The following is a 21504-nucleotide window of genomic DNA, read 5'->3' as shown; positions in this document are numbered from 1 at the left end:
ATGAAGATCTCGGCCTACAATTGTCTGACCTCATCTTTCGTTCCGGGCAAGCATCTCGCGTTCAACGCGCTGACTGGTGCATTCCTGTCGCTGGATGACGAACGGCTCGACGACTACGCCACTCTGCTTCGGTCGATCGACGCCACGGGGTGCCCACCCGACCCCGTCAGGCCATTTCAGAAGACCTTGATCGAGAACGGCTTCGTCATTCCGGACGAATGCGACGAACAGGCCGAGATCAGCAACCGCTACCATCGCGGCAAGGCCGCCTCGCGCGGCCTTGGCCTCACCATCGCGCCGACCATCACATGCAACTTCGGATGCAGCTATTGCTTCCAGAGCCATTCGAACACCCGCATGGACGACGAACGAATCGACGATCTGCTGACGTTCGTGGAAGCCCGGCTGGAGGCCGGGACGTCGCTCAGCGTCACCTGGTTCGGTGGCGAGCCGCTTGGTGCGTTCGACGTGATCGAAAAACTGGCGCCCCGACTTCACGCGCTCGCGGTGGAGCGCGACTGCACGTTCGGGCACAGCATCATCACGAATGGCTACCTCCTGACGGAGCCGCGCGCTGCCTTCCTGGCAAGCATCCCGGGATTCGGGGATGCGCAGGTCACGCTCGATGGCGCAAGGAAGCACCACGATGCTCGTCGACCGACCCTTGCCGGCAACGGCACGTTCGATCGAATCCTGGAGAATCTGGTTGCCGCGGCCCGGCATATCCCGATCCTGGTGCGCGTGAATGTCGATCGTCGCAATATCGACGGAGTGGAAGATCTGCTGGATGCGCTCATCGAGCGTGGATTGCGCAACGTCGGCGTCTATCTCGGCCATGTCTGGCGCTACACTGACGAGGTCGGCGCGACGGATCTCCTTACCAAGGAGGAGTTCGCGGCCATCGAGACGCGATTCAAGTTTCTCAAGTTCCGCAAGGGATTCGCAATCGGGTCTTCGTTGCCGCAACCCAAACTCGGGGCGCTCTGCTCGGCGGACAGCAGCAACAGTTTCGTGCTTGGCCCGGGCGGCGGCATCTTCAACTGCTGGAATGAGGCCCACCGGGACGTGCATCAGGCGCCCGGCCGCTATAGTCCGGCGACGGAGCCGCACCCCGGCGATGTCAAGCAGCAATGGGCAGGGTATGAACCGTCGGCCAAGCCCGCATGCCGGAGCTGTCACGTCGCGCCGCTGTGCATGACGGGCTGTCCCTGGGAGGCGGCGAAACTGAACGACAGAGGCGACTGTATTTCGGCGCGCTTCAATCTCGCCGACCAATTGCGGTTGTACGATCTCGAGCAGTCCATTGCGCTCGCCGAAAAGGCGAGGCAACCGCCAGCGCGACGCACCGAGATCGTCTGAAGCGTTTCAGGGCGCCGACCGTCACTCCCCGATCAGCTTCAGCCACTCGTCTTCGGTCAGCACCTTGACGCCGTGCTTGTTGGCGTCCGCCAGCTTGGAGCCCGCTCCGGGGCCGGCGACGACGAGATCCGTCTTCTTCGAGACCGAGCCCGACACCTTTGCCCCCAGACGTTCTGCCGTGGCCTTGGCTTCGTCCCGCGTCATCTTCTCCAGCGATCCCGTGAACACCACGGTCTTGCCGGCGACCGCCGAATTGCTCTTCGGCTTCTCGGCGTCGACGATCTCGACCTCCCTGGTCAGCCGCTCGACGATGCCGCGGTTGTGGCTCTCGCCGAAATAATCGGCGATGCTCTTGATCACGGTGTCGCCGATCTGGTCGAGCGCGTCCATCTCCGCGATCGCCTCCTCGTCGCCCTTGGCGACCTTGAGGCAGGCATCGTGGAAGGCATCCCACGAGCCGTAGCCGCGTGCCAGGGCCAGCGCCGTGGTCTCGCCGACATGGCGCATGCCGAGCGCGTAGATGAAGCGCTCCAGCGCGATCCTGCGCCGGCTCTCGATCGCGCCGAACAGGTTGCGCACCGAGGTTGCGCCGTAGCCTTCGACCTCCTCGAGCTTGAGCTTGGCGTTGCGCTTCTCCAGGGTGAAGATGTCGGCGGGCTCCTTCACCCAGCCTTCATCGAAGAAATATTGGAGCTGCTTTTCACCCAGGCCGTCGATGTCGAAGGCTCGCCGCGAGACGAACAGCTTGAGGTGCTCGATCTTCTGATAGGGACAGGCGAACTCGCCGGTGCAGCGGGCGCGCGAGCCCTCCTCGCCCGTTGCCGTCTCCTCACGCACGACGTCGGTGTGGAGGGGACACGGGCACTTCTTCGGGAAGTGGAATTCCTTGGCGGTCTTCGGCCGCTTGTCGAGGACGACGTCGACCACCTGCGGGATGACGTCGCCGGCGCGCTGGATCACCACGGTGTCGCCGATCCGGATGTCGCGGCCTTCGCGCAACACCTCGCCCTTGTTGCCGATGCCCTTGATGTAGTCCTCGTTGTGCAGCGTGACGTTCTGCACGATGACGCCGCCGACGCCGACCGGCTCGAGCTTGCCGACCGGCGTGAACGAGCCGGTGCGGCCGACCTGGATCTCGATGTCGCGCAGCACCGTCATGGCGCGCTCGGCGGGGAATTTGTGCGCGATGCCCCAACGCGGCGTGCGCGAGACGAAGCCGAGCCGCTCCTGCCAGTCGATGCGATCGACCTTGTAGACGACACCGTCGATGTCGTAGTCGAGCCGGGCGCGCTGCTCCTCGATCGCATGATGAAAGGCCAGCAGCCCCTCGACGGAATGGCACAGCTTGGTCAGCGGATTGGTCCTGAAGCCGCAGCGCTCGAACCAGTGGATCATGCCGCTCTGCGTATCTTCCGGCATCGCACTCATCTCGCCCCACGCATAGGCGAAAAAGCCGAGCGGGCGCGAGGCGGTGATGGTCGGGTCCTTTTGCCGCAAGGAGCCTGCGGCCGAGTTGCGCGGGTTGGCGAAGATGGTGCCGCCCTCCGCCTTCTGCCGCTCGTTGAGCGCGAGGAAGGCCTTCTTGGTCATGTAGACCTCGCCCCGCACCTCGCAGATGTCGGGGACGTTGCGGCCCTTCAGCTTCTGCGGCACGTCTTCGAGCGTGCGGATGTTGGCGGTGACGTCCTCGCCGACCGCGCCGTCGCCGCGCGTCGCGGCGGTAACGAGCTCGCCGCCCTCGTAGCGCAGCGACATCGACAGGCCATCGATCTTCGGTTCGGCCGAGAAGTTGATCTTGTCGTCATCGAGCTTCAGGAAGCGAACGATACGGCCGACGAAGTCGCGCACGTCCTCTTCCGCAAAGGCGTTGTCGAGCGACAGCATGGGCACGGCATGCCGGACTTTCCTGAAGCGGCCTGATGGCGCCGCGCCGACCTTCTGCGAGGGGGAGTCCGCGGTGACGAATTCGGGAAAGCGCTTCTCGATCGCATTGAAGCGCTGCCGCAGCGCGTCGTACTCGGCGTCGGTGACGGTGGGCGCGTCCTCTTGATAGTAGCGCTCGTTGTGCCCCTCGATCTCGAGCGCGAGCCGCATGTGCTCGACCTTGGCCTGCGCCTTGGTGAGATCGGCGACATCGCGCGGCGGTGCTGCTTTGGATTTTGCTGCTCTGGCCATCATACTAAAGGTTCTAGCGCGTCGTTCCGGGATGGTCCGAAGGACCAGACCCGGAACCTCGAGATTCCGGGTTCGCACTTCGTGCGCCCTGGAATGATCGTAGGGAGGGGCTCATGGCTTACTACGTCTATATTCTAGCAAGCCGGCGAGACGGGGCAATCTACATCGGCATCACCAATGACCTTGCACGCCGCGTTTACGAGCATCGAATCAAGGCCGTGCCGGGCTTCACAGCAAAATACAACATCACGCAGCTCGTTTGGTTCGAGGTCTACGATGATCCGATCTCAGCAATCTCACGCGAGAGAGAACTCAAGAAGTGGAAGCGGGCCTGGAAAATTCGGCTGATCGAGAAGGACAATCCAAACTGGAATGATGTGTACGAATCGATCTGCAACTAAGAAGCCATTCCGGAGCGGCTTCGAGACCCGAGCCCGGAATCTCGAGATTCCGGGTTCGATGCTTCGCATCGCCCCGGAATGACGGGTGAAAACTAGGCCGTCGCCGCCTTGAGCAGCCGCTCCGCCGCCGCCCGCGCCTCAGCCGTGATCTCGGCGCCGGCCAGCATGCGGGCGATCTCCTCGCGGCGGTGGTCGGCGGCCAGCGCGTTGACGCGGGTGGCGACGCGCTTGCCCTTGTCGAGGGCGTCCTTGGAGATGAGCAGGTGCTGGTCGGCGCGGGCGGCGACCTGCGGGGCATGGGTCACGGCCATCACCTGTACCTTGCCGGCAAGCCGCGCCAGGCGGCCGCCGATCGCGTCGGCGACGGCACCGCCGACGCCGGTGTCGATCTCGTCGAAGACAAGGGTCGGTGCCGAGCCGCGGTCGGACAGCACGACCTTGAGCGCGAGCAGGAAGCGCGACAGCTCGCCGCCGGAGGCGACCTTCATCAGCGGCCCCGGCTTGGTGCCCGGATTGGTCTGCACCCAGAACTCGACGCGATCGAAGCCTTGCGGCCCTGGGGCGGCCTCGTCGGTCTCCACCTGGGTCATGAATTTGGCGCGTTCGAGCTTGAGCGGCGCGAGCTCGGCATTGACGGCCTTGTTGAGTTTCTCCGCCGATTTCTGCCGCACCAGCGACAGCTTCTTGGCGGCGGCCGCATAGCGGCTGTCTGCCTCGATCGCGACCTGCTCCAGCTTCTTCAAACGCGAGGCGCCGGCATCGATCAGCACGACATCGGCGGCGTATTTGGCGGCAAGCGCGGCAAGGCCGTCGACCGGCGTCGAATATTTGCGCGAGGCCGCTCGCAAGGCGAACAGCCGCTCCTCGATGCGTTCGAGCTCCGCCGGATCGAAATCGGTTGCGGCGAGCGCCGCCTGGAGATGCTGGTCGGCCTCCTCCAGCGCGTTGATCGCAGCGTCGATCGCCTTGACCGCTGGCTCGACCAGCGCCGGCGAGTTGATCCCGCGCCGCTCCAGCCGCCGCACCGCGGCCGACAGCGCCGCAACCGGCGAATGATTGCCGCCGACCGCCTCCTGCGCCTCGCGCAGATCGGAGGCGATCTTCTCGCCCTGCATCATGGTGGTGCGGCGCGAGGCCAGCGCCGTCTCCTCGCCGTCCTTGGGCGCCAGCTGCTTCAGCTCGTCGGAGGCGTGGCGCAGATAATCGGCCTCGCGCGCGGCATGCTCCATGGCGGCGCGATGCTCCTCCAAAGCGGTGTTGGCGGTGCGGCGCGCCTCCCAAAGCGATTCGACCGCGGCAACGTCCTTCTCGAGGCCGGCGAAGGCATCGAGCAGGCGGCGGTGAGTGGCCGCATCGACCAGCGCGCGCTCGTCATGCTGGCCGTGGATCTCGACCAGCGCGGCGCCGACCGCCTTCAGCGTCTGCACGCTGATCGACTGGTCGTTGATGAAGGCGCGGGTGCGGCCGTCGGCGAGTTGCACCCGGCGCAAGATCATCTCGCCGGTATCGTCGAGGCCGTTCTCGGCCAGGATCTTTGCTGCGGGGTGATTCTTGGGGACATCGAACACGGCGGTGACCTGCCCCTGCTCCGCGCCGTGGCGCACGAGGCCGGCGTCGCCGCGGCCGCCGAGCGCCAGCGCAAAGGCATCGAGCAGGATGGACTTGCCCGCACCGGTCTCGCCGGTCAGAACCGCGAGGCCGGAGGCGAATTCGATATCGAGCCGTTCGATCAGGACGATGTCACGGATCGACAGACGCGCCAGCATGGAACCAAATTTCCTAGCCGAGACCCATCTTCTTGAAGGTCCGGCTGATCCAGGACCCCTGATTCTCGCTCGGCTCGAGACCGCCGGATTTTACAAGATTATAGGCGTCCTTGTACCAGCGGCTGTCAGGAAAATTGTGTCCAAGCACGGCCGCCGCGGTCTGCGCCTCGCCGACGATGCCGATCGCCATATAGGCCTCGGTCAGCCGGAACAGCGCCTCCTCGACATGGCGGGTGGTCTGGTATTGCGTGACGACAGTCTTGTAGCGGTTGATCGCGGCCGTGTAGTCGCGCTTCTGGGCGTAGTAGCGGCCGACATTCATTTCCTTGCCGGCGAGCTGGTCGCGCGCGCCCTCGATCTTGGCCTTGGCCGAGGTCGCATATTCGGAGGTCGGATATTTGCGCACCACCTCTTCCAGGGCGGCGATCGCTTTCTCGGTGCGCGCCTGGTCGCGGCTGATGTCCGGGATCTGGTCGTAGTGGGAGGCAGCGATCAGGTACTGCGCATAGGCGGCGTCCGGGCTGCCGGGATGCAGCGTGACGTAGCGGGTGGCGGCACCGATACAGCCGTCATAGTCACCGCCTTGGTAGGACGCGTAGGCCGACATCAGCAGCGATTTGCGGGCCCAGTCGGAATAGGGATGCTGGCGGTCGACCTCTTCGAACTTCTTGTTCGCCGCCTTCATGTCCTTCTTCTCGTTCATGAGGTACAGGCCCTCATTATAGATCTTGTCGGCGGGCTCCTCGACGAAGGTGTCGTCCTTGGCGGTGAACTTGTCCCAGAGAGAGCCGGTGCCGCAGCCGGCCAGCGGCAGCGCCAGCATGAAGAGGATGGCCGCCTGGACCAGTCGACCGGCTCCGACCGAGAGATATCCGCGCGTCATACGCTGTGCCGACATGAGTTCTGCCTTGACGCCCTGTGATGCGGTGCCCGCCAGCCCATGAACTCCGCCATGGGCGCGAAATGTGACCGTGGTGCCTGCCATGCGACCACGCCGATCCATCCGAAAAACGATCGCTAACTAACCGGATAGGCAGGCATTTCGCCCGGATTAAGGCGAACGCGCCGCAATCCTAGCCGATCACGGTTACCAGGAGTTTCCCGGGGGCTGCCAACCGAACGCCCAGGGAGACCGTCTCTCTAGGAGACATCCGGTCCGAACGCCGCAGCGATCCGACCGCCGACGATCCCGCGACCGACTTCGCCGACGGGACGGGCGGTGCGGCGGGCAGCCTCGCCCTCGACCACCCGCCAGGCGGTACGGTCGGCGAGCAGCGCGGTCAGGACGGCGTGATTGAGCTTGTGGCCGCCACGAACCGAGCGGTAGGCGCCGAGCAGCGGCAGGCCAGCCAGCGAGAGATCGCCGATCACGTCCAGCACCTTGTGGCGGGCGCATTCATCGGCGTAGCGCAGGCCCTCGGCATTGAGCAGCCGCTCGTCGTCGAACACGACGGTGTTGTCGAACGAGGCGCCGAGGGCATAGCCCGCGCTCCAGAGCCGCGCGACATCGCACATCAGACCGAAAGTCCGGGCCCTGCCGACTTCGCGGCGGAAACCTTCCGGATTGAGGTCGAAGGCGTAGCTCTGCTGGCCGATGACGGGATTGCTGAAGTCGATCTCGACCTCGACGCGGAACCCGCTGGCGTGAGGCCTGATCTCGCCGAAGGAGTCGCCAATCTTGACTGAGATCGGCTTCAAGACCTGAATGAGGCGGCGCTGCGCCGGCTGGGTAACGATGCCGGCTTGATCGATCGCCGCGATGAAGGCAGCGGCGCTGCCATCCATGATCGGTACTTCGGGCCCATCGACCTCGATGGTGGCGTTGTCGACGCCCATGCCTCGCAGTGCAGCAAGGACGTGCTCGGCGGTGGATACCAGCGGACCGTTGCGATCACCGAGGACGGTGGCGAAGTCGGTCGCAATCACCTGCTCCGCCGTCGCCTGGACTTCGCGGTCACTTCCCTCAAGTCCCGTCCGGACAAAAATGAAACCCGCGTCGACAGGCGCCGGCCCAAGCGTGAGAGTGACTGGGAGACCGGAATGAACGCCCACGCCTGCCACCGAGGCTTGCGCACGAAGCGTTGTTTGCCGGTTGAATTTCATCAGGAACCGCCCCACTACGACCATCGCGACTTATACGAGACCCACCTGGCCGGCCACTGCCGACGCCCCGCGAATCCGTATCCCCAAGTCACGCCAAACCATAGTCACTGCCCCAAACAGCGCCAACTCACGCTTTTTTACCGATTGTTACCCCAAACCTGCCGTATTCGCGCCAAGGCTTAACCAAATTGCGCCGAGGTTTTGGGCCGCTGCCGGCAGCTTTATTGAACCACCGAATGCATAATTAATGATTTAAAATCAGTTGCTTGGTTGCAGAACCCGGATGACCCCGGTGCAAAAGGAAAGGCCCCGGCAAGCTTGCTGCCGGGACCTTTTTTCGTCTGCCTTATTGTAACAATCCTCAGGTCGCCTGCCGCCGCAGGAAGGCCGGGATATCAAGATGGTCGTCACCCTGTGGTGCCGGCGCAACAGGTGCGGGGCGGCCGTGCATATCGAGACCCTGCGGCGCGGGACGGCGAGCGTACTCGGACACCGGCTCGTTGGATGCGATCTGCTGCGCCACGGTCTTCTGCGGCCGGCGTTCGGGCAGCGGCGGCATGGCAGGACCAGCGGTGCGAGCAGCCACCGGCGGCTCGCTTTCCTCGTCGCGGCGGCCGAGGCCGACATTGGCGAGGCGCTGCAGCAGCGACAGGCGGCTCTTCTGGGGAGTCTCATCTTCGACTTCGCCGCGGGCCTGACGAATCTCGGCCTGGGCCGGCATCGGCAGCTCCTCGATGCGCGGCATCCGCGGCGTACGGACCGGCGGACGCTCGGCCTGCGGGGGGATGAAGTTCTCGGGCGTCATCGGCTCCTGCATCGCAACCGGGGCCATCTCAGGCTCGGGGAAAAGGGTCGGCTTCTGCGCGATCGGCCGCACGGTGACATCGCCATAGGTTTGCGGCGCAGGGTTCTGCGGGACCTCGGCAACGGCAGCGGCGATGGCGGCGAGCGCAGCGCGCTCGACGTTCGGACGGGCCGGACCAGGGGCCGGAGCCGGCGCGGCAGCCGGGGGCTGCGCTTCCAGCTTCTGGGCGCGCTCGGCCAGACGCTGGTTGTCGGCCCGGAGCCGGGCGGTCAGGTCGGCGAGACGGCTCTCGGCAGCGGCGGCCGGTGCGGCAGCCTGCTGCACCTGCGGTGCCGGGTTCGCGACCGGAGCGGAGGTCGCCTGGCTGTTGCGGGCGATCGCGGCCTGCTCGATGCCGGTGGCGACCACCGAGACGCGGATCAGGCCGTCGAGCGCTTCGTCGAAGGTCGCACCCACGATGATGTTGGCGTCCTGGTCGACTTCCTCGCGGATGCGGGTCGCGGCCTCGTCGACCTCGAACAGAGTGAGATCCTTGCCGCCGGTGATGGAGATAAGGAGGCCCTTGGCGCCCTTCATCGAGCTGTCGTCGATCAGCGGGTTGGCGATCGCGGCTTCCGCGGCAGTCAGCGCGCGCTTGTCGCCGGAGGCTTCGCCGGTGCCCATCATCGCCTTGCCCATCTCCCTCATCACCGCCCTCACGTCGGCGAAGTCGAGGTTGATCAGGCCTTCCTTGACCATCAGGTCGGTGATGCAGGCAACGCCCGAATAGAGCACCTGGTCGGCCATTGCGAAGGCATCGGCGAAGGTGGTCTTCTCGTTGGCGACCCTGAACAGGTTCTGGTTCGGGATGATCAGGAGCGTATCCACGACCTTGTGCAGCTCGGCGATGCCGGCTTCAGCCGTGCGCATGCGGCGGCCGCCTTCGAAATGGAAAGGCTTGGTGACGACGCCGACGGTGAGGATGCCCATGTCGCGCGCGGTCTTGGCGATCACGGGCGCAGCACCCGTGCCAGTGCCGCCGCCCATGCCGGCGGTGACGAACACCATGTTGGCGCCCGAGAGATGATCGCGCAGCTCGTCGATCACCTCTTCCGCCGCCGCGGCGCCGACGTTCGGCTGCGAGCCGGCGCCGAGGCCTTGCGTGACCGCCGTGCCCATCTGCACGATGCGCTGCGCCTTCGACATCGTCAGCGCCTGCGCGTCGGTGTTGGCGACCACGAAGTCGACACCCTGGAGGCCCGCCGTGATCATGTTGTTGACGGCGTTGCCGCCGGCGCCGCCGACGCCGAACACGGTGATCCGGGGCTTCAGTTCGTGAATATCAGGAACATTGATGCTGATGGTCATGGTTGCTGCCTCTCGATCACGCGCGCGTGGGTTCGCCCCGGCCGGCGGCCGCGGGAGTTGGTGAAAAACGAAGATTGCGGAAAGCAGTCATTAGAAGCCCTCGCGTAGCCATCGTCCGACCTTTCCGAAATATCCGCCGGTCCCTGTCTTGGCCTGCTGCCGCGTATGCCGCGGTTCGACATGTTCGAGGTGAACATATTGCGGGTAGACGAGGAGCCCGGCCGGCACCGCGAACGCAGCGTTCTTCGCCTCGTTGGGCAGCCGGCCGAAACCGAGCGGACGGCCGACCCGGACGGGCCGGCCGAGAATCTGGGTGCCGAGCTCGACGAGGCCGGTCAACTGGGAGGCGCCGCCCGAGAGCACGACGCGGCCCTTGGGCTCCGCGGCGAAGGGCGAATCCTTCAGCTTGTCCCGAACCATTTCGAAGACTTCCTCGGCACGGTGCTTGACGATGTTGGCGATGGTGGCGCGGGAGACGATCTGCGGCAGATCCTGCTCGTCACCGGCTGTCGGCACAGACATCAGCTCACGCGAGTCCGATCCGCCGGTGATGACGGTCCCATATAACGTCTTGATTCGCTCGGCATCGGCAATGGTCGCCGAGAGTCCGCGCGCGAGATCCATCGTGATGTGTTGCCCGCCGACCGCAAAGCCGGCCGCGTGCACGAAGCGCCCGCCTGAATAAACGGCAATCGTGGTGGTGCCCGCGCCCATCTCGACGACCGCAGCACCGAGATCGGCCTCGTCGTCGGTCAGCACCGACAGGCCGGCCACATAGGGACTCGCCGCCATGGCTTCGACATTGATGTGGCAGCGCTCCACCGCCAGCATCAGGTTGCGCGCCACCGTGGCGTCGCAGGTGACCACGTTCATGTCGACGCCGAACTGATGCGCGACCATGCCGCGGGGATCGCGGATGCCCTTGACGCCGTCGAGCGTGTAGCCGACCGGCAGCGCATGCAGCACCGTGCGGCCTTCGCCGGTGGCGTGGCGCATGCCGGTTGAGGTGACGCGGCTGACGTCGGCCGGGGTCACCGCGCCGCCACGGATGTCGGCGGCGGCTTCGACCAGCTGGCCGGAGAGCCGGCCGCCCGAGACCGAGAGCAGCACCGAGTCGACCCGCACCTTGGCCATCTTCTCCGCGAGCCCGACGGCCTGGCGCACTGCCTGCTCGCATTCATTGAGATCGATCACCGCGCCGGCCTTCATGCCGCGCGACTGGATCTGGCTGTAGCCGATCAATTCCACCGCGTGGGTGCGGCCGCGCAGCGCATCGCTCGGCGGCGACGGCTTCAGCCGTGCGATCATGCAGGCAATCTTGCTGGTGCCGATGTCGAGACATGCGACGAGGCCGCCGCGCTTGTGCGGCATCGGGCGCGTCTTCGGCGTCTGGGTGCGATCGAGACCGGTCATGCGGAATCCCCGGCCTTCTTTTTCTTCTTGTCCTTGAACAGCTCCTCGCGCGCCTTGGCGGCGTCCTCGGACAGCTGCACCACCAGCCGATCGGGCAGGCGCATGTCGACGGCGACGATGTCGCGGGAGAACAGCCTGTCTTCCCGGTCGAGCTTCGAGAGCATCGCAAGCGCGTTGCCGACGTCCTGCTCCGGCAGGCGAATGTCCAGGCCATCCTTGAGCCGCAGATTCCAGCGCCGCTCGCCAACGAAGATCGCGGCTTTGGTGATCGAATTGACTTGCGGATAGCGCGCCAGCAGCGCCAGGAAATCGCGGGCCTGCGTTTCGGCGCCCTTGCCGACCACGAGGGGCAACGTCAGGAAGCGGCGCGAGACGTAGGGCTCGAGCACGGCGCCGTCATCGGCGATGACGGAGAGGCGGCCGGCCTCCTGCCACAGCGCGAATGCCTTGCGCTCGGTGAGCTCGATCATGAGCCGGCCCGGATAGAGCTTCAGCACGGTCGCATCAGCGATCCAGGGATTGGCCTTGAGCTTGTCGCGCACCGCGTCGGCATCGAGAAACAGCAGCGAGGAACGGCCGCTGATGCCGCCGATCGCAAGGATCTCGTCCTGGGTGAGCTGCTTGCGGCCGTTGATCACGACGGAGGTGATGCGGAAGCCGGCGGAATTGGCCAGCGCGTTGCGCGCGTCGCCGACCGCGGTGGTGAAGTCCTGGAGATGGCCGCCCTTGACGATGCCGAAGCCGCAGCTTCCGATCAGGAGCAGCACGGTCATGCTGAGGCCGACCCGGTGCGGCAGATAGCGCTCGACCAGCGCAACCATTCGCGGCGGCGGCTCGCGCTCGACGACCGCCTTGGCGCGGCTCCTGGATTTCGCTTTGTCCTCGGCGGCAGTGCGCGCCGCGGCGCGCTTGTCCTGCACCCACTCGCGCAACAGCACGACCGCTCCGATCGCGGCCGCCTTCAGGTCAGCTTGGGGCCTCAGCGATCTGAAAAGCGACCGGGTGAGGCTTCCTGCTCCATCCATTGCACGAGCTCGTCAACAGTTTGCCCGCGACATCGCGCGGATCCTGGCGAACATGACGTCTCGGACATGCCGGGCCGGGTGCTGGTCTTCAGCAGAAGAAAACCTCTCCCCTTCAAAGCGTACGCTGGAGGTGACATCACCCGCGACAGCTCACGCGCCGGCAGCCAAAGCGCCATATGCGCCGCCAGCGTTAACCTTCGGACGTCCTGGTAAACAAAAGGTAAAGTTCGTTAACGAACTGCGCATTTTGCCCCGCGATGTGAGGCATTTGCGCCGCGATGTCCGGCATTTTACCGGTTTTGGTCGCCAAACCGGGCGGTTTCGCCCCTCCGGCCGTTAACCAGTCCCGACTATTTCCGCACGCGCTGCCCGGCGAGCTCGACCAGGCCGCGCAGGAAGTCGACGAATTCGATACCTTCGGCTTTCAGCGCCTTGGGGTAGAGCGAAGACTTGGTCAGCCCGGGCAGCGTGTTCGTTTCGAGATAGACGAGCCCCTTGTTCGAGACGATGAAGTCCGACCGGGAATAGCCGGCGCAGGACATCGCACGATGGGCCAGCATCGCCTGCTCCTTCAGCGCGGCGGTGATCTCGGGTGCGAAGCGGCCCGGGCAGATCTCCTGGGTCGACTTCAGGAGATATTTCGCCGCATAGTCGAAGCTGCCCTCGCCCGGAATGATCTCGATCGGCGGCAGCGAGATGATCGACCCATCGGGCCGCTCCAGCACGCCGCAGGTCGCCTCCACGCCGGCGATGTAGGGCTCGATGACATACTCTTCGTGCTTGGCTGCATTGCGCACGGCGACAAGATCCTGCTTGGCGTTGACGAAGATCAGGCCGTAGCTCGATCCGTCGCGCGCCGGCTTCGCGATCAATCTTCCGTATTCGGCGAACGCCTCGTCGATGTTCGCGAGCGCAATGTTCGCCGGCGGCGTCACGCCGCCGAGCGCGGCAAACCGCTTGGCCGCGATCTTGTCGAAGGCGAGATGCGAAGATGCCGAACCCGAGCCCGTGAAGGGCACGCCGCGCGCCTCGCACATCACCTGCAATTCGCCGTTCTCCGCACGCCCGCCGTGCAGGCCGAGCACCAGTACGCGCCCTTCCGACTTGGCCCTATCGAGCGCCTGTTCCAGCGGGATGCCTGATGTGCCCGGCTTGAACTCGTCCTCGAATGGACGGGCATGTTCGAGCAGCTGCTTCGAATGCACGACATGCACCTTGTCCTCGACGTCCCACCACCAAAGGTCGGCCTCGGGCAACGCCTGATGCAGCGCCTGGGCTGAGGCGACCGAAACCAGACGCTCCCGGTTGGAGCCGCCGAACAGGATGGTGATGCGCATGGTCATAATCTTTCTCGTTCGTCATTCCGGGGCGCGACGAGGTCGCGAACTACGGTGCGCAACTGCATACCTGAGAATCCATACATCCACGGCCGCCTGATCGATTCCGGGCTCTCGCTTCGCGAGCCCCGGAATGACGGTGATCATGAAACCCCGATCCGCTTGATTTCCCATTGCAGCTCAATTCCGGAATTCGCCTTCACGCGCTCGCGCACCGTCTCGCCCAGCGTCTCGATGTCGTGCGCCGTGGCCTCGCCCGTGTTGATCAGGAAATTGCAGTGCATCTCGGAGACCTGCGCGCCGCCGACGCGCAAGCCGCGGCACCCGGCGGCGTCGATCAGTTTCCATGCGGAGTGTCCCGGCGGATTCTTGAAGGTCGAGCCGCCGGTCTTCTCCCGGATCGGCTGCGCCGTCTCGCGATGCGTCTGCACCTCCGCCATGCGCGCGCGGATTGCTTCCGCATCCCTGAGCTCGCCGCGAAAACGGGCGGAGGTGAAGATGATGGAGGGATCGACGCCGCTGTTGCGGTAGACGAACTTCATGTCGACGTTGGAGAAGACATGCTTCGTGCCGTCGCGCCCCACGCCCCTCGCCTCGATCAGCACGTCCTTGGTCTCGCCGCCATTGGCGCCCGCATTCATGCGCAATGCGCCGCCGATGGTCCCGGGAATGCCGAAATAGAACTCGAGCCCGCCGATATTCGCGGACGCCGCCACTTCCGCCACGCGCTTGTCGAGCGCTGCCGCGCCGGCGGTGACGACGTCTCCGCTCGCACTCGCCTCTCCGAAGGCGCGCGGCGACAGGCGGATCACGACGCCCGCAATGCCGCCGTCGCGCACGATCAGGTTGGAGCCGACGCCGACGACATGGACCGGAATGTCGGGAGCGAGATGCGCGAGGAAATAGGCGAGATCGTCCTCGTCCGCCGGCGTGAACAGCACCTGCGCCGGCCCCCCGACACGAAACCAGGTGAGATCGGCCAGCGGCTGGTTGGCGAGCAAGCGGCCGCGCAAATTTGGCATCGCGGCTTTCAGCGAGGGGGTGATGTCGGGGAAGCTCATGCGATTGCGCCGCCTCCGCGAAAATCCAGCGCGTGTAGGGCAGGCGCATTGCTTCTATTCCCTTCCCCCTTGTGGGGGAGAGTCAGGAAGAGGGGTAGCGCCAAGCGAGGTCGGAGTTCGTGGCTACCCCTCTCGCCCACCCTCCTCCACAAGGGGGAAGGGAGCGCAGTGTGCTTCATGGCGAACAGCGAAATCACAATCACCGCCCTACCCCAGCGCCTTCAATTCACCGGGCAATGCATACGCCCATTGCGTGATGTTGCCGGCCCCAAGGCACACGACGAGATCGCCGGGCTTCGCAAGCCCCTTGACGATCCCCGCGAGCTCCGAGGCCGCCGGCAACGGGATCACCTCGCGGTGGCCGTGGGCGTGCAGGCCCGCGACGAAATGGTCGCGATCGATGCCCTCGATCGGCGCTTCGCCTGCGGCGTAGACCTCGGCAACGACCACCGCGTCTGCATCGCTGAAACAGGTGCAGAACTCCTCGAACAGCGATTGCAGGCGCGTGTAGCGATGCGGCTGCACCACGGCGATCACCTTGCCGGTGTAGGAATCGCGTGCCGCCTTCAGCACCGCCGCGATCTCGACGGGATGATGCCCGTAATCGTCGATGATTGTGACGCCGTTCCACTCGCCGGTCTTGGTGAAGCGGCGCTTGACGCCGCCGAAGCCCGCGAGCGCCTTGCGGATCGCATCGTCGGAGACGCCGAGCTCGTGCGCGACCGCAATTGCAGCCGTCGCATTCGAGGCGTTGTGCCGTCCCGGCATCGGCAGCGCGAGGTCGGCGATCTCATGCACAGCCCCGCTCTTGCGGTCACGGATCACGACGTTGAATTTCGAGCCGCCGCCGCCCGCGGTGAGATCGACCAGGCGCGCATCGGCCTGCGGGTTTTCGCCGTAGGTGATGATGCGGCGGTCCTCGATCTTGCCGACGAGGCTCTGCACCACGGGATGATCGATGCACATCACGGCAAAGCCGTAGAACGGCAGGTTCTCGACGAAGTGCCGGAACGCGTCCTGCACGGCCTCGAAGGTCTTGAAATGATCGAGATGCTCGGGGTCGACATTGGTGACGATCGCCACATCCGTCGGCAGCTTCAGGAACGTGCCGTCGCTCTCGTCGGCTTCGACCACCATCCAGTCGCCGGCCCCAAGGCGCGCATTGGAGCCATAGGCGTTGATGATGCCGCCGTTGATGACGGTGGGATCGAGCCCGCCTGCGTCGAGCAGCGTGGCGACCATCGTGGTCGTCGTGGTCTTGCCGTGGGTGCCGGCGATGGCGACGCAGCTCTTCATCCGCATCAGCTCGGCCAGCATCTCGGCGCGGCGCACCACGGGAATGCGCTTCTGCCGCGCGGCCACCAATTCCGGATTGTCGCGCTTGATCGCCGACGACACGACCACGACCTCGGCACCGCCGATATTCTCGGCCTTGTGGCCGACCGAAACCGTCGCCCCCTTCTTGCGCAAGCGGTCGAGATTGTAATTGTCGGACGCATCCGAGCCCTGCACGACATAGCCGAGATTGACCAGCACCTCGGCGATGCCGCTCATGCCGATCCCGCCGATCCCGACGAAGTGAATGGGTCCGATCTCGCGCGGCAGTCTCATGGCTGTATCTCTGTCTATCCTTGCCCGCCCGGCATTCAAGCCTGAACCGGCCGGCGGCGAATCTCCTCCACTTCTTGCAAGACCGGACGCACCGGGACAAGCCCGGTGCTGTCGCCAAGCCCGGCAATTTCAGGCTGGAATGCCCCATTTTGGCCGGTTTCCCGGACTGCACGGCCCGCCGCCCGATCCGGGGACGGGAACGGGTCACTCTGGATGTCAGATGGCGCCGATGCGCGCGGCCGCTTCGTCCTGGAACTCCAGCACGCGAAGATAGTTGCGAAGGCGATTGGCCTCGAGCGCGCTCACGAGCCTGTTCTGGTGATACGGCAACAAGAGATCGGCGAGCGCCGCGCTCCAGGGCGCGTCGAGATCGAAGATCACGCCGAGCCCGAACACCGCCGGGATCTCGGCAAAGCCGAACTCTCTTCCATCCCTGAGCGCCTCGGCGAGAAAGTCGTCGATCGCCGTCATCACGCCATTGCGCGGGCCGCCCGAAACCTTGGCGATCGCGAACTGACCCATGCCGCGGAATCCGCGCCCGTCGACCAGCCGGTCCTGGCCCAGAACTACGCCGGCCTCGAAGCTATGGGCATGGCGATATTCCCCGGGGATTTTCTCGGGCGCGTAGTAGAGGTCGCGCCGCGCCCACGGCCAGCCGATGTCGTGCAAGAACACCAGCAGCGGCCTGCCGGCGCGACGGCTGATCGCATCGATGTGGCCGAGCTCGTTGTAGACCGTGTACCAGTTGTGATCGCCATCGACGACCCAGGCATCGGCCTCGTCGACATCGACGAGCGCCTCCAGGCTCGCTTTTGCGAGATGGCGAACGTCCGGGCTGATCTTCAGCCACTCCATGAATTCGCGCTTCGGCGACGGATCGATGGTGGTGAGCCGCCCACCGCGCGCGCGGCAATGCTCGGCGAGGAAGGGCGACATCCCGCCGTATTCCGAACCGATCTCGACGATCTCTCGTGCATCCGCCAGCGCGAGCGCCTCGAGGATAAGGTCGGAGAACTCCGAGAGGGAATGAATCAGCAGGCCTGCCACGGGCAAATCCTCCGCCTTGTAAGGGAGTAAGCAGCGTGATCGGCCCGGCCGCACGCGACCATCGAGCCGAAAGAGCTGTCCGTGATCTTGTACGGCGCGCGGCCTAAATTCCGGCGGTCTTCACCACGAGGTCGGCGAGCCTTTCGGCGGCGTCGAGCCGCCCCGCCCCCTTGGCGGCCGCGGCCATGGCGGCAAGGCGCGCGGGCTCTGCGGCGAAGGCGGAGATTTCGGACGCCAGCCGGTCGGAGGTGAATTCGGTCTGCGGGATGCGGATCGCACCGTCGACCTTGGCCAGCACGCCGGCATTGGCGAACTGGTCCTGGTCGATCGAACCCGGCAGCGGCACCAGGATGGAGGGCCGGCCGATCGCCGCAAGCTCGGCGACGGTGCCGGCGCCGGAGCGCGACACGACGAGATGGTTGGAGGCGAGCCGTGCCGGAAGGTCGGTGAAGAATGGCGCGAGCTCGGCCTTGATCTTGAGCTTGTCGTAGACCGCACGCACGCGGCTCATGTCCTCTTCGCGCACCTGCTGGGTGAGGACGAGGCGGCTCCATAAGGCGGGCTCGAGCCGCTCGATCGCGCCCGGCACGATGTCGGCCATGATACGCGCGCCCTGGCTGCCGCCGACGACGAGCAGGCGCAGCGGACCGTTCGCTTCAGGCGCGACGTAGGGCACGGCGGCCGCAGCTAGGATCGCGGGACGCATCGGCGTGCCGACCATCGTGGTTTTCGCCGACAGTGCCGGATCACGGTCGAGCACGCCGGGCAATGACGTCGCGATGGCGCGGACGTGGCTCGACAGGAACCGGTTGGCGCGGCCGAGCACGGCGTTGGCGTCGTGGATGATGCTGGGCACGCCGGCGAATTTCGCCGCGACGAGCGGCGGCAGCGTCGGATAGCCGCCGAAGCCGACGACAGCAACCGGTTTCAATCGCTTGATCAGGGCATAGGCAGAGAGCGTGCCGGCCGCGAGCGTGAGACCGGCAAAAGCGAGCTGAAACGGATTGCGGCCGCGCGCGGTCTCGCTTCTGACGACGTCGATCATGTCCTTGCTGAACAGGCCGCTGTAGCGCAGCGCGCGCTCGTCGGTGACGAGACGGACGTGAAAGCCGCGCCGGATCAACTCGACCCCGAGTGCCTCGGCCGGAAACAGATGGCCGCCGGTGCCGCCCGCGGCGAGAAGAATCAGGGGGGACGTGTCCATGATCAGGGAGTTCTACATTGTCTCGGCCGTCATTGCGAGCGAAGCGAAACAATCCAGTGTCCCTCCGTGGCGACAGGCTGAATTGCGTCGTCGTTTCGCTCTACGCAATGACGAGTCAGGCGTAACTCCGCATCGCTTCGGCGTGACCGCTCGCCTCGACCTCGGTGCGCGGGCGCTGCCGCGTCAGCGCCAGCATCATGCCGACGCCGTAAGCCAGCGACACCATCGAGGAGCCGCCATAGGAGATGAACGGCAGCGTCATGCCCTTGGCGGGGATGAGCTGGAGGTTGACCGACATGTTGATCGCCGCCTGCACGCCGAACAGGATTGCGAGGCCGGACGCGGCGAAGCGTGAGAACATGTCCTCATTGGCATAGGCGCGCGACAGCGTACGCATGACGACGAAGGCGAACAGCGCCAGCATGGCAAGGCACAGGATGATGCCGAACTCCTCCGCCGCGACCGCGAACACGAAGTCGGTATGGCTGTCCGGCAGGCTGCGCTTGGCGACGCCTTCGCCGGGTCCAAGTCCGAACCAGCCGCCGTTGTAGAACGCCTCCATGGCCGTATCGACCTGGAACGTGTCGCCGGAGGCCGGGTTCATGAAGCGCCTGATGCGGCCGGCGACGTGAGGGACGAAGAGATAGGCGCTGAACAGCCCGGCCGCGCCGAGGCCTGCGAGGCCGAACACCCAGATCATGCGCATGCCAGCGATGAAGAACAGCGAGCCCCATACCATCAGGACCAGCATGGTCTGGCCGAAATCCGGCTCCATCACCAGCAGCGCGACCAGCATCAGGAGCAGCACTACCGCCATCGAGGTCGCCGGCATCTCCGGCCGCCTGGTCGATTCCGCGAACAGCCAGGCGGCGATGACGACGAAGGACGGCTTGGCGATTTCGGAGGCCTGGATATTGACGCCGAGCAGCGTGATCCAGCGCCGCGAGCCCTTCACCTCCGGGCCGATCGCGAGCGTGAGCACGATGAGGACGATGCTCGCCGCGAAGATGATCAGGGCCGAGCGGCGGATCGCGCGCGGCGAGAGGAAGGACACCCCGAGCAGCACGATGCAGGACGGCACCAGGAACAGCACGTGACGGCTGAAGAAATGGAAGGGATCGAGCCCGATGCGGGTCGCAACCGGCGGGCTCGCCGCCAGCGACAGGATCACCCCGGTCAGCATCAGCCCCAGGATAGCGCCCATCAGCGGCTTGTCGACGGTCCACCACCACTCGGAAAAGGGGGTGCGTTCTTCACGGGAGAGCATGGGCGGCCGCTTTCGGACAGAGGTCCGTCCATTGGTCGCCGAGGTTGGTTACCGGAGGGTTAAGGAAGTGCGGATGTTTGGAGATGGAAGGGAGAGCGAACTGGTGGGACAATGCAGCCCTACACCACCGGCTTAACACCCGGCAGCGCCTGCACCAGCTCGCGGAACTTGGTGCCGCGGATCTCGAAGTTGCGGTACTGGTCGAAGGAGGCGCAGGCGGGGGACAGCAGCACGACCGCGTCTGTGAGACCCGCGGCCTCCGCATCGCGCGCGGCATGCTCGACCGCGACATCGAGGGTCTGGCTGATCTCGTGCGGCACCTCGCTGCCCAGCGTGCCCGAAAACTCCTGCGCGGCCTCGCCGATCAGATAGGCCTTGCGGATGCGCGGGAAGAAGCCCGTCAGAGTGGTGATGCCGCCCGCCTTGGGCTTGCCGCCGGCGATCCAGAAGATGTCGGCGAAGGACGACAGCGCATGCGCGGTGGCGTCTGCGTTGGTGCCCTTGGAATCGTTGACGAACAGCACGTTGCCGCGGCGGCCGACCTGCTCCATGCGGTGCGCAAGGCCGGGAAAGCTGCGGAGGCCGCCCTGCAGCACATCGAGGCTGATGCCCATGGCAAGCGCGGCGGCGGCGGCACAGGCGGCGTTCTGCGCGTTGTGCAGGCCGCGCAGCGAGCCGATGCCGCCGAGCGCCGCGACCTCGCTGCTGGCCCCGCCCGAGGCTAGAACGATATTCCCATGCTCGACATAGATTCCGCTCGCCAGCGGGTTCTTGACGGAGATGCGCACGACATTCTTGCCGGCCCGGTCGAGCCGGTCGGCGATGTCGCGGCAAAAGCCGTCATCGACGCCGACGATGGCTGTTCCGCCGGCCTTCACACCGGCGACGAGGCGCTCCTTCACCGCGGCGTAATGTTCAATCGTGCCGTGGCGGTCGATATGGTCTTCGCTGACGTTGAGCAGGATGCCGACGGAGGGGTCGAGCGAGGGCGTGAGGTCGATCTGGTACGACGACATCTCGATGACGTGGACGCGGCCCATGCGCGGCGGCTCCAGCGACAGGATCGCGGTGCCGATATTGCCGCCCATCTGGGTGTCGTAGCCGGCGACTTTCGTCAGATGCGCGATCAGCGCCGTCGTGGTCGACTTGCCGTTGGTGCCGGTGATCGCGACGAACGGCGCGTCTGGTGCATGCCGCCGCCGTTCGCGGCAGAACAACTCGATGTCGCCGATCACCTCGCAGCCCGCCTCGCGCGCCTTCAGCACGCTCCAGTGCGGCACCGGATGGGTGAGCGGCACGCCCGGTGCGAGCACCAGCGCGGCAAAATTCGCCCACGAGACGCTGCGCAGATCGGCGGTGATGAAACCGGCCTGCACGGCCTTGGCGATGTTCTCCGCATTGTCGTCGGCGGCGATCACCTCGGCTCCACCCGCTTTCAGCGCATGACAGGACGCCATGCCGGACCCGCCGAGGCCGAACACCGCGACGGTCTTGCCGGCGAAGGATGTAACGGGGATCATGATGAATTCACCTCCGTCGTTCCGGGGCGCGCGCAGCGCGAACCCGGAACCTCGGGATTCCCG

At 65.6% G+C, this 21504-nt stretch carries 16 protein-coding genes; 2 read left to right on the top strand and 14 right to left on the bottom strand.

Annotated features, from left to right (window positions below; translation table 11 throughout):
- Complete coding sequence (locus ASG57_RS14290) at positions 1-1359, top strand: radical SAM/SPASM domain-containing protein (RefSeq protein ID WP_057196578.1); 1359 nt, start codon at positions 1-3, stop codon at positions 1357-1359.
- Between the two features lie 21 nt (positions 1360-1380).
- On the opposite strand, the gene ligA is transcribed toward ASG57_RS14290, so the two are convergent.
- Entirely contained in the window at positions 1381-3534 is a 2154-nt protein-coding gene (gene ligA, locus ASG57_RS14285) for an NAD-dependent DNA ligase LigA (RefSeq protein ID WP_057196677.1), read from the bottom strand.
- 113 nt (positions 3535-3647) lie between these two features.
- Here ligA and ASG57_RS14280 point away from each other — a divergent pair, with 113 nt between their 5' ends.
- Positions 3648-3935 carry a GIY-YIG nuclease family protein gene (locus ASG57_RS14280; RefSeq protein ID WP_057196577.1) on the top strand — a complete coding sequence of 96 codons (288 nt, stop codon included), beginning with the start codon at positions 3648-3650 and terminating at the stop codon, positions 3933-3935.
- 92 nt (positions 3936-4027) lie between these two features.
- Here the strand turns inward: ASG57_RS14280 and recN are convergent, their stop codons facing one another.
- From recN to murD, 13 genes are all read right to left on the bottom strand, one after another.
- On the bottom strand, positions 4028-5701 hold the full coding sequence (recN, locus tag ASG57_RS14275; protein WP_057196576.1) for a DNA repair protein RecN: 1674 nt from the start codon (positions 5699-5701) through the stop codon (positions 4028-4030).
- A gap of 13 nt (positions 5702-5714) precedes the next feature.
- Positions 5715-6599 (bottom strand): outer membrane protein assembly factor BamD, encoded by an 885-nt coding sequence (locus ASG57_RS14270; protein WP_057196676.1) that lies wholly within the window; start codon positions 6597-6599, stop codon positions 5715-5717.
- A 242-nt stretch (positions 6600-6841) separates the two neighbouring features.
- Positions 6842-7804, bottom strand: a complete 963-nt coding sequence (gene lpxC, locus ASG57_RS14265; RefSeq protein ID WP_024339550.1) for a UDP-3-O-acyl-N-acetylglucosamine deacetylase — start codon at positions 7802-7804, stop codon at positions 6842-6844.
- A 361-nt stretch (positions 7805-8165) separates the two neighbouring features.
- Positions 8166-9956: a cell division protein FtsZ gene (gene ftsZ / locus ASG57_RS14260; RefSeq protein WP_024339549.1), complete on the bottom strand. Its 1791-nt coding sequence runs from the start codon at positions 9954-9956 to the stop codon at positions 8166-8168.
- A gap of 90 nt (positions 9957-10046) precedes the next feature.
- Positions 10047-11369, bottom strand: a complete 1323-nt coding sequence (gene ftsA, locus ASG57_RS14255) for a cell division protein FtsA (RefSeq protein WP_057196575.1) — start codon at positions 11367-11369, stop codon at positions 10047-10049.
- Positions 11366-12394: a cell division protein FtsQ/DivIB gene (locus ASG57_RS14250; protein ID WP_057196574.1), complete on the bottom strand. Its 1029-nt coding sequence runs from the start codon at positions 12392-12394 to the stop codon at positions 11366-11368. Before ASG57_RS14250 ends, ftsA begins: the two co-directional genes overlap by 4 nt.
- A 350-nt stretch (positions 12395-12744) precedes the next feature.
- The gene (locus ASG57_RS14245; protein ID WP_057196675.1) at positions 12745-13731 is read right to left on the bottom strand and encodes a D-alanine--D-alanine ligase family protein; all 987 of its coding nucleotides are present in this window, start codon (positions 13729-13731) and stop codon (positions 12745-12747) included.
- A gap of 143 nt (positions 13732-13874) precedes the next feature.
- Entirely contained in the window at positions 13875-14792 is a 918-nt protein-coding gene (murB, locus tag ASG57_RS14240) for a UDP-N-acetylmuramate dehydrogenase (protein WP_057196573.1), read from the bottom strand.
- A 207-nt stretch (positions 14793-14999) separates the two neighbouring features.
- Positions 15000-16403 (bottom strand): UDP-N-acetylmuramate--L-alanine ligase, encoded by a 1404-nt coding sequence (gene murC, locus ASG57_RS14235; protein ID WP_057196572.1) that lies wholly within the window; start codon positions 16401-16403, stop codon positions 15000-15002.
- A gap of 216 nt (positions 16404-16619) precedes the next feature.
- Entirely contained in the window at positions 16620-17504 is an 885-nt protein-coding gene (locus ASG57_RS14230; RefSeq protein ID WP_230646543.1) for a class I SAM-dependent methyltransferase, read from the bottom strand.
- Positions 17505-17553: 49 nt separating this feature from the next.
- A complete protein-coding gene (gene murG / locus ASG57_RS14225) occupies positions 17554-18654 on the bottom strand; it encodes an undecaprenyldiphospho-muramoylpentapeptide beta-N-acetylglucosaminyltransferase (protein WP_024339542.1) in 1101 nt (366 codons plus the stop codon).
- A 115-nt stretch (positions 18655-18769) separates the two neighbouring features.
- A complete protein-coding gene (ftsW, locus tag ASG57_RS14220) occupies positions 18770-19921 on the bottom strand; it encodes a putative lipid II flippase FtsW (RefSeq protein ID WP_024339541.1) in 1152 nt (383 codons plus the stop codon).
- A 119-nt stretch (positions 19922-20040) separates the two neighbouring features.
- Positions 20041-21441 (bottom strand): UDP-N-acetylmuramoyl-L-alanine--D-glutamate ligase, encoded by a 1401-nt coding sequence (murD, locus tag ASG57_RS14215; protein WP_057196571.1) that lies wholly within the window; start codon positions 21439-21441, stop codon positions 20041-20043.
- Between the last annotated feature and the right edge of the window lie 63 nt (positions 21442-21504).

Source organism: Bradyrhizobium sp. Leaf396 (assembly GCF_001424605.1).
Taxonomy (GTDB): Bacteria; Pseudomonadota; Alphaproteobacteria; order Rhizobiales; family Xanthobacteraceae; genus Bradyrhizobium; species Bradyrhizobium japonicum_C.
This window is presented reverse-complemented; position numbering and strand designations above follow the sequence as displayed.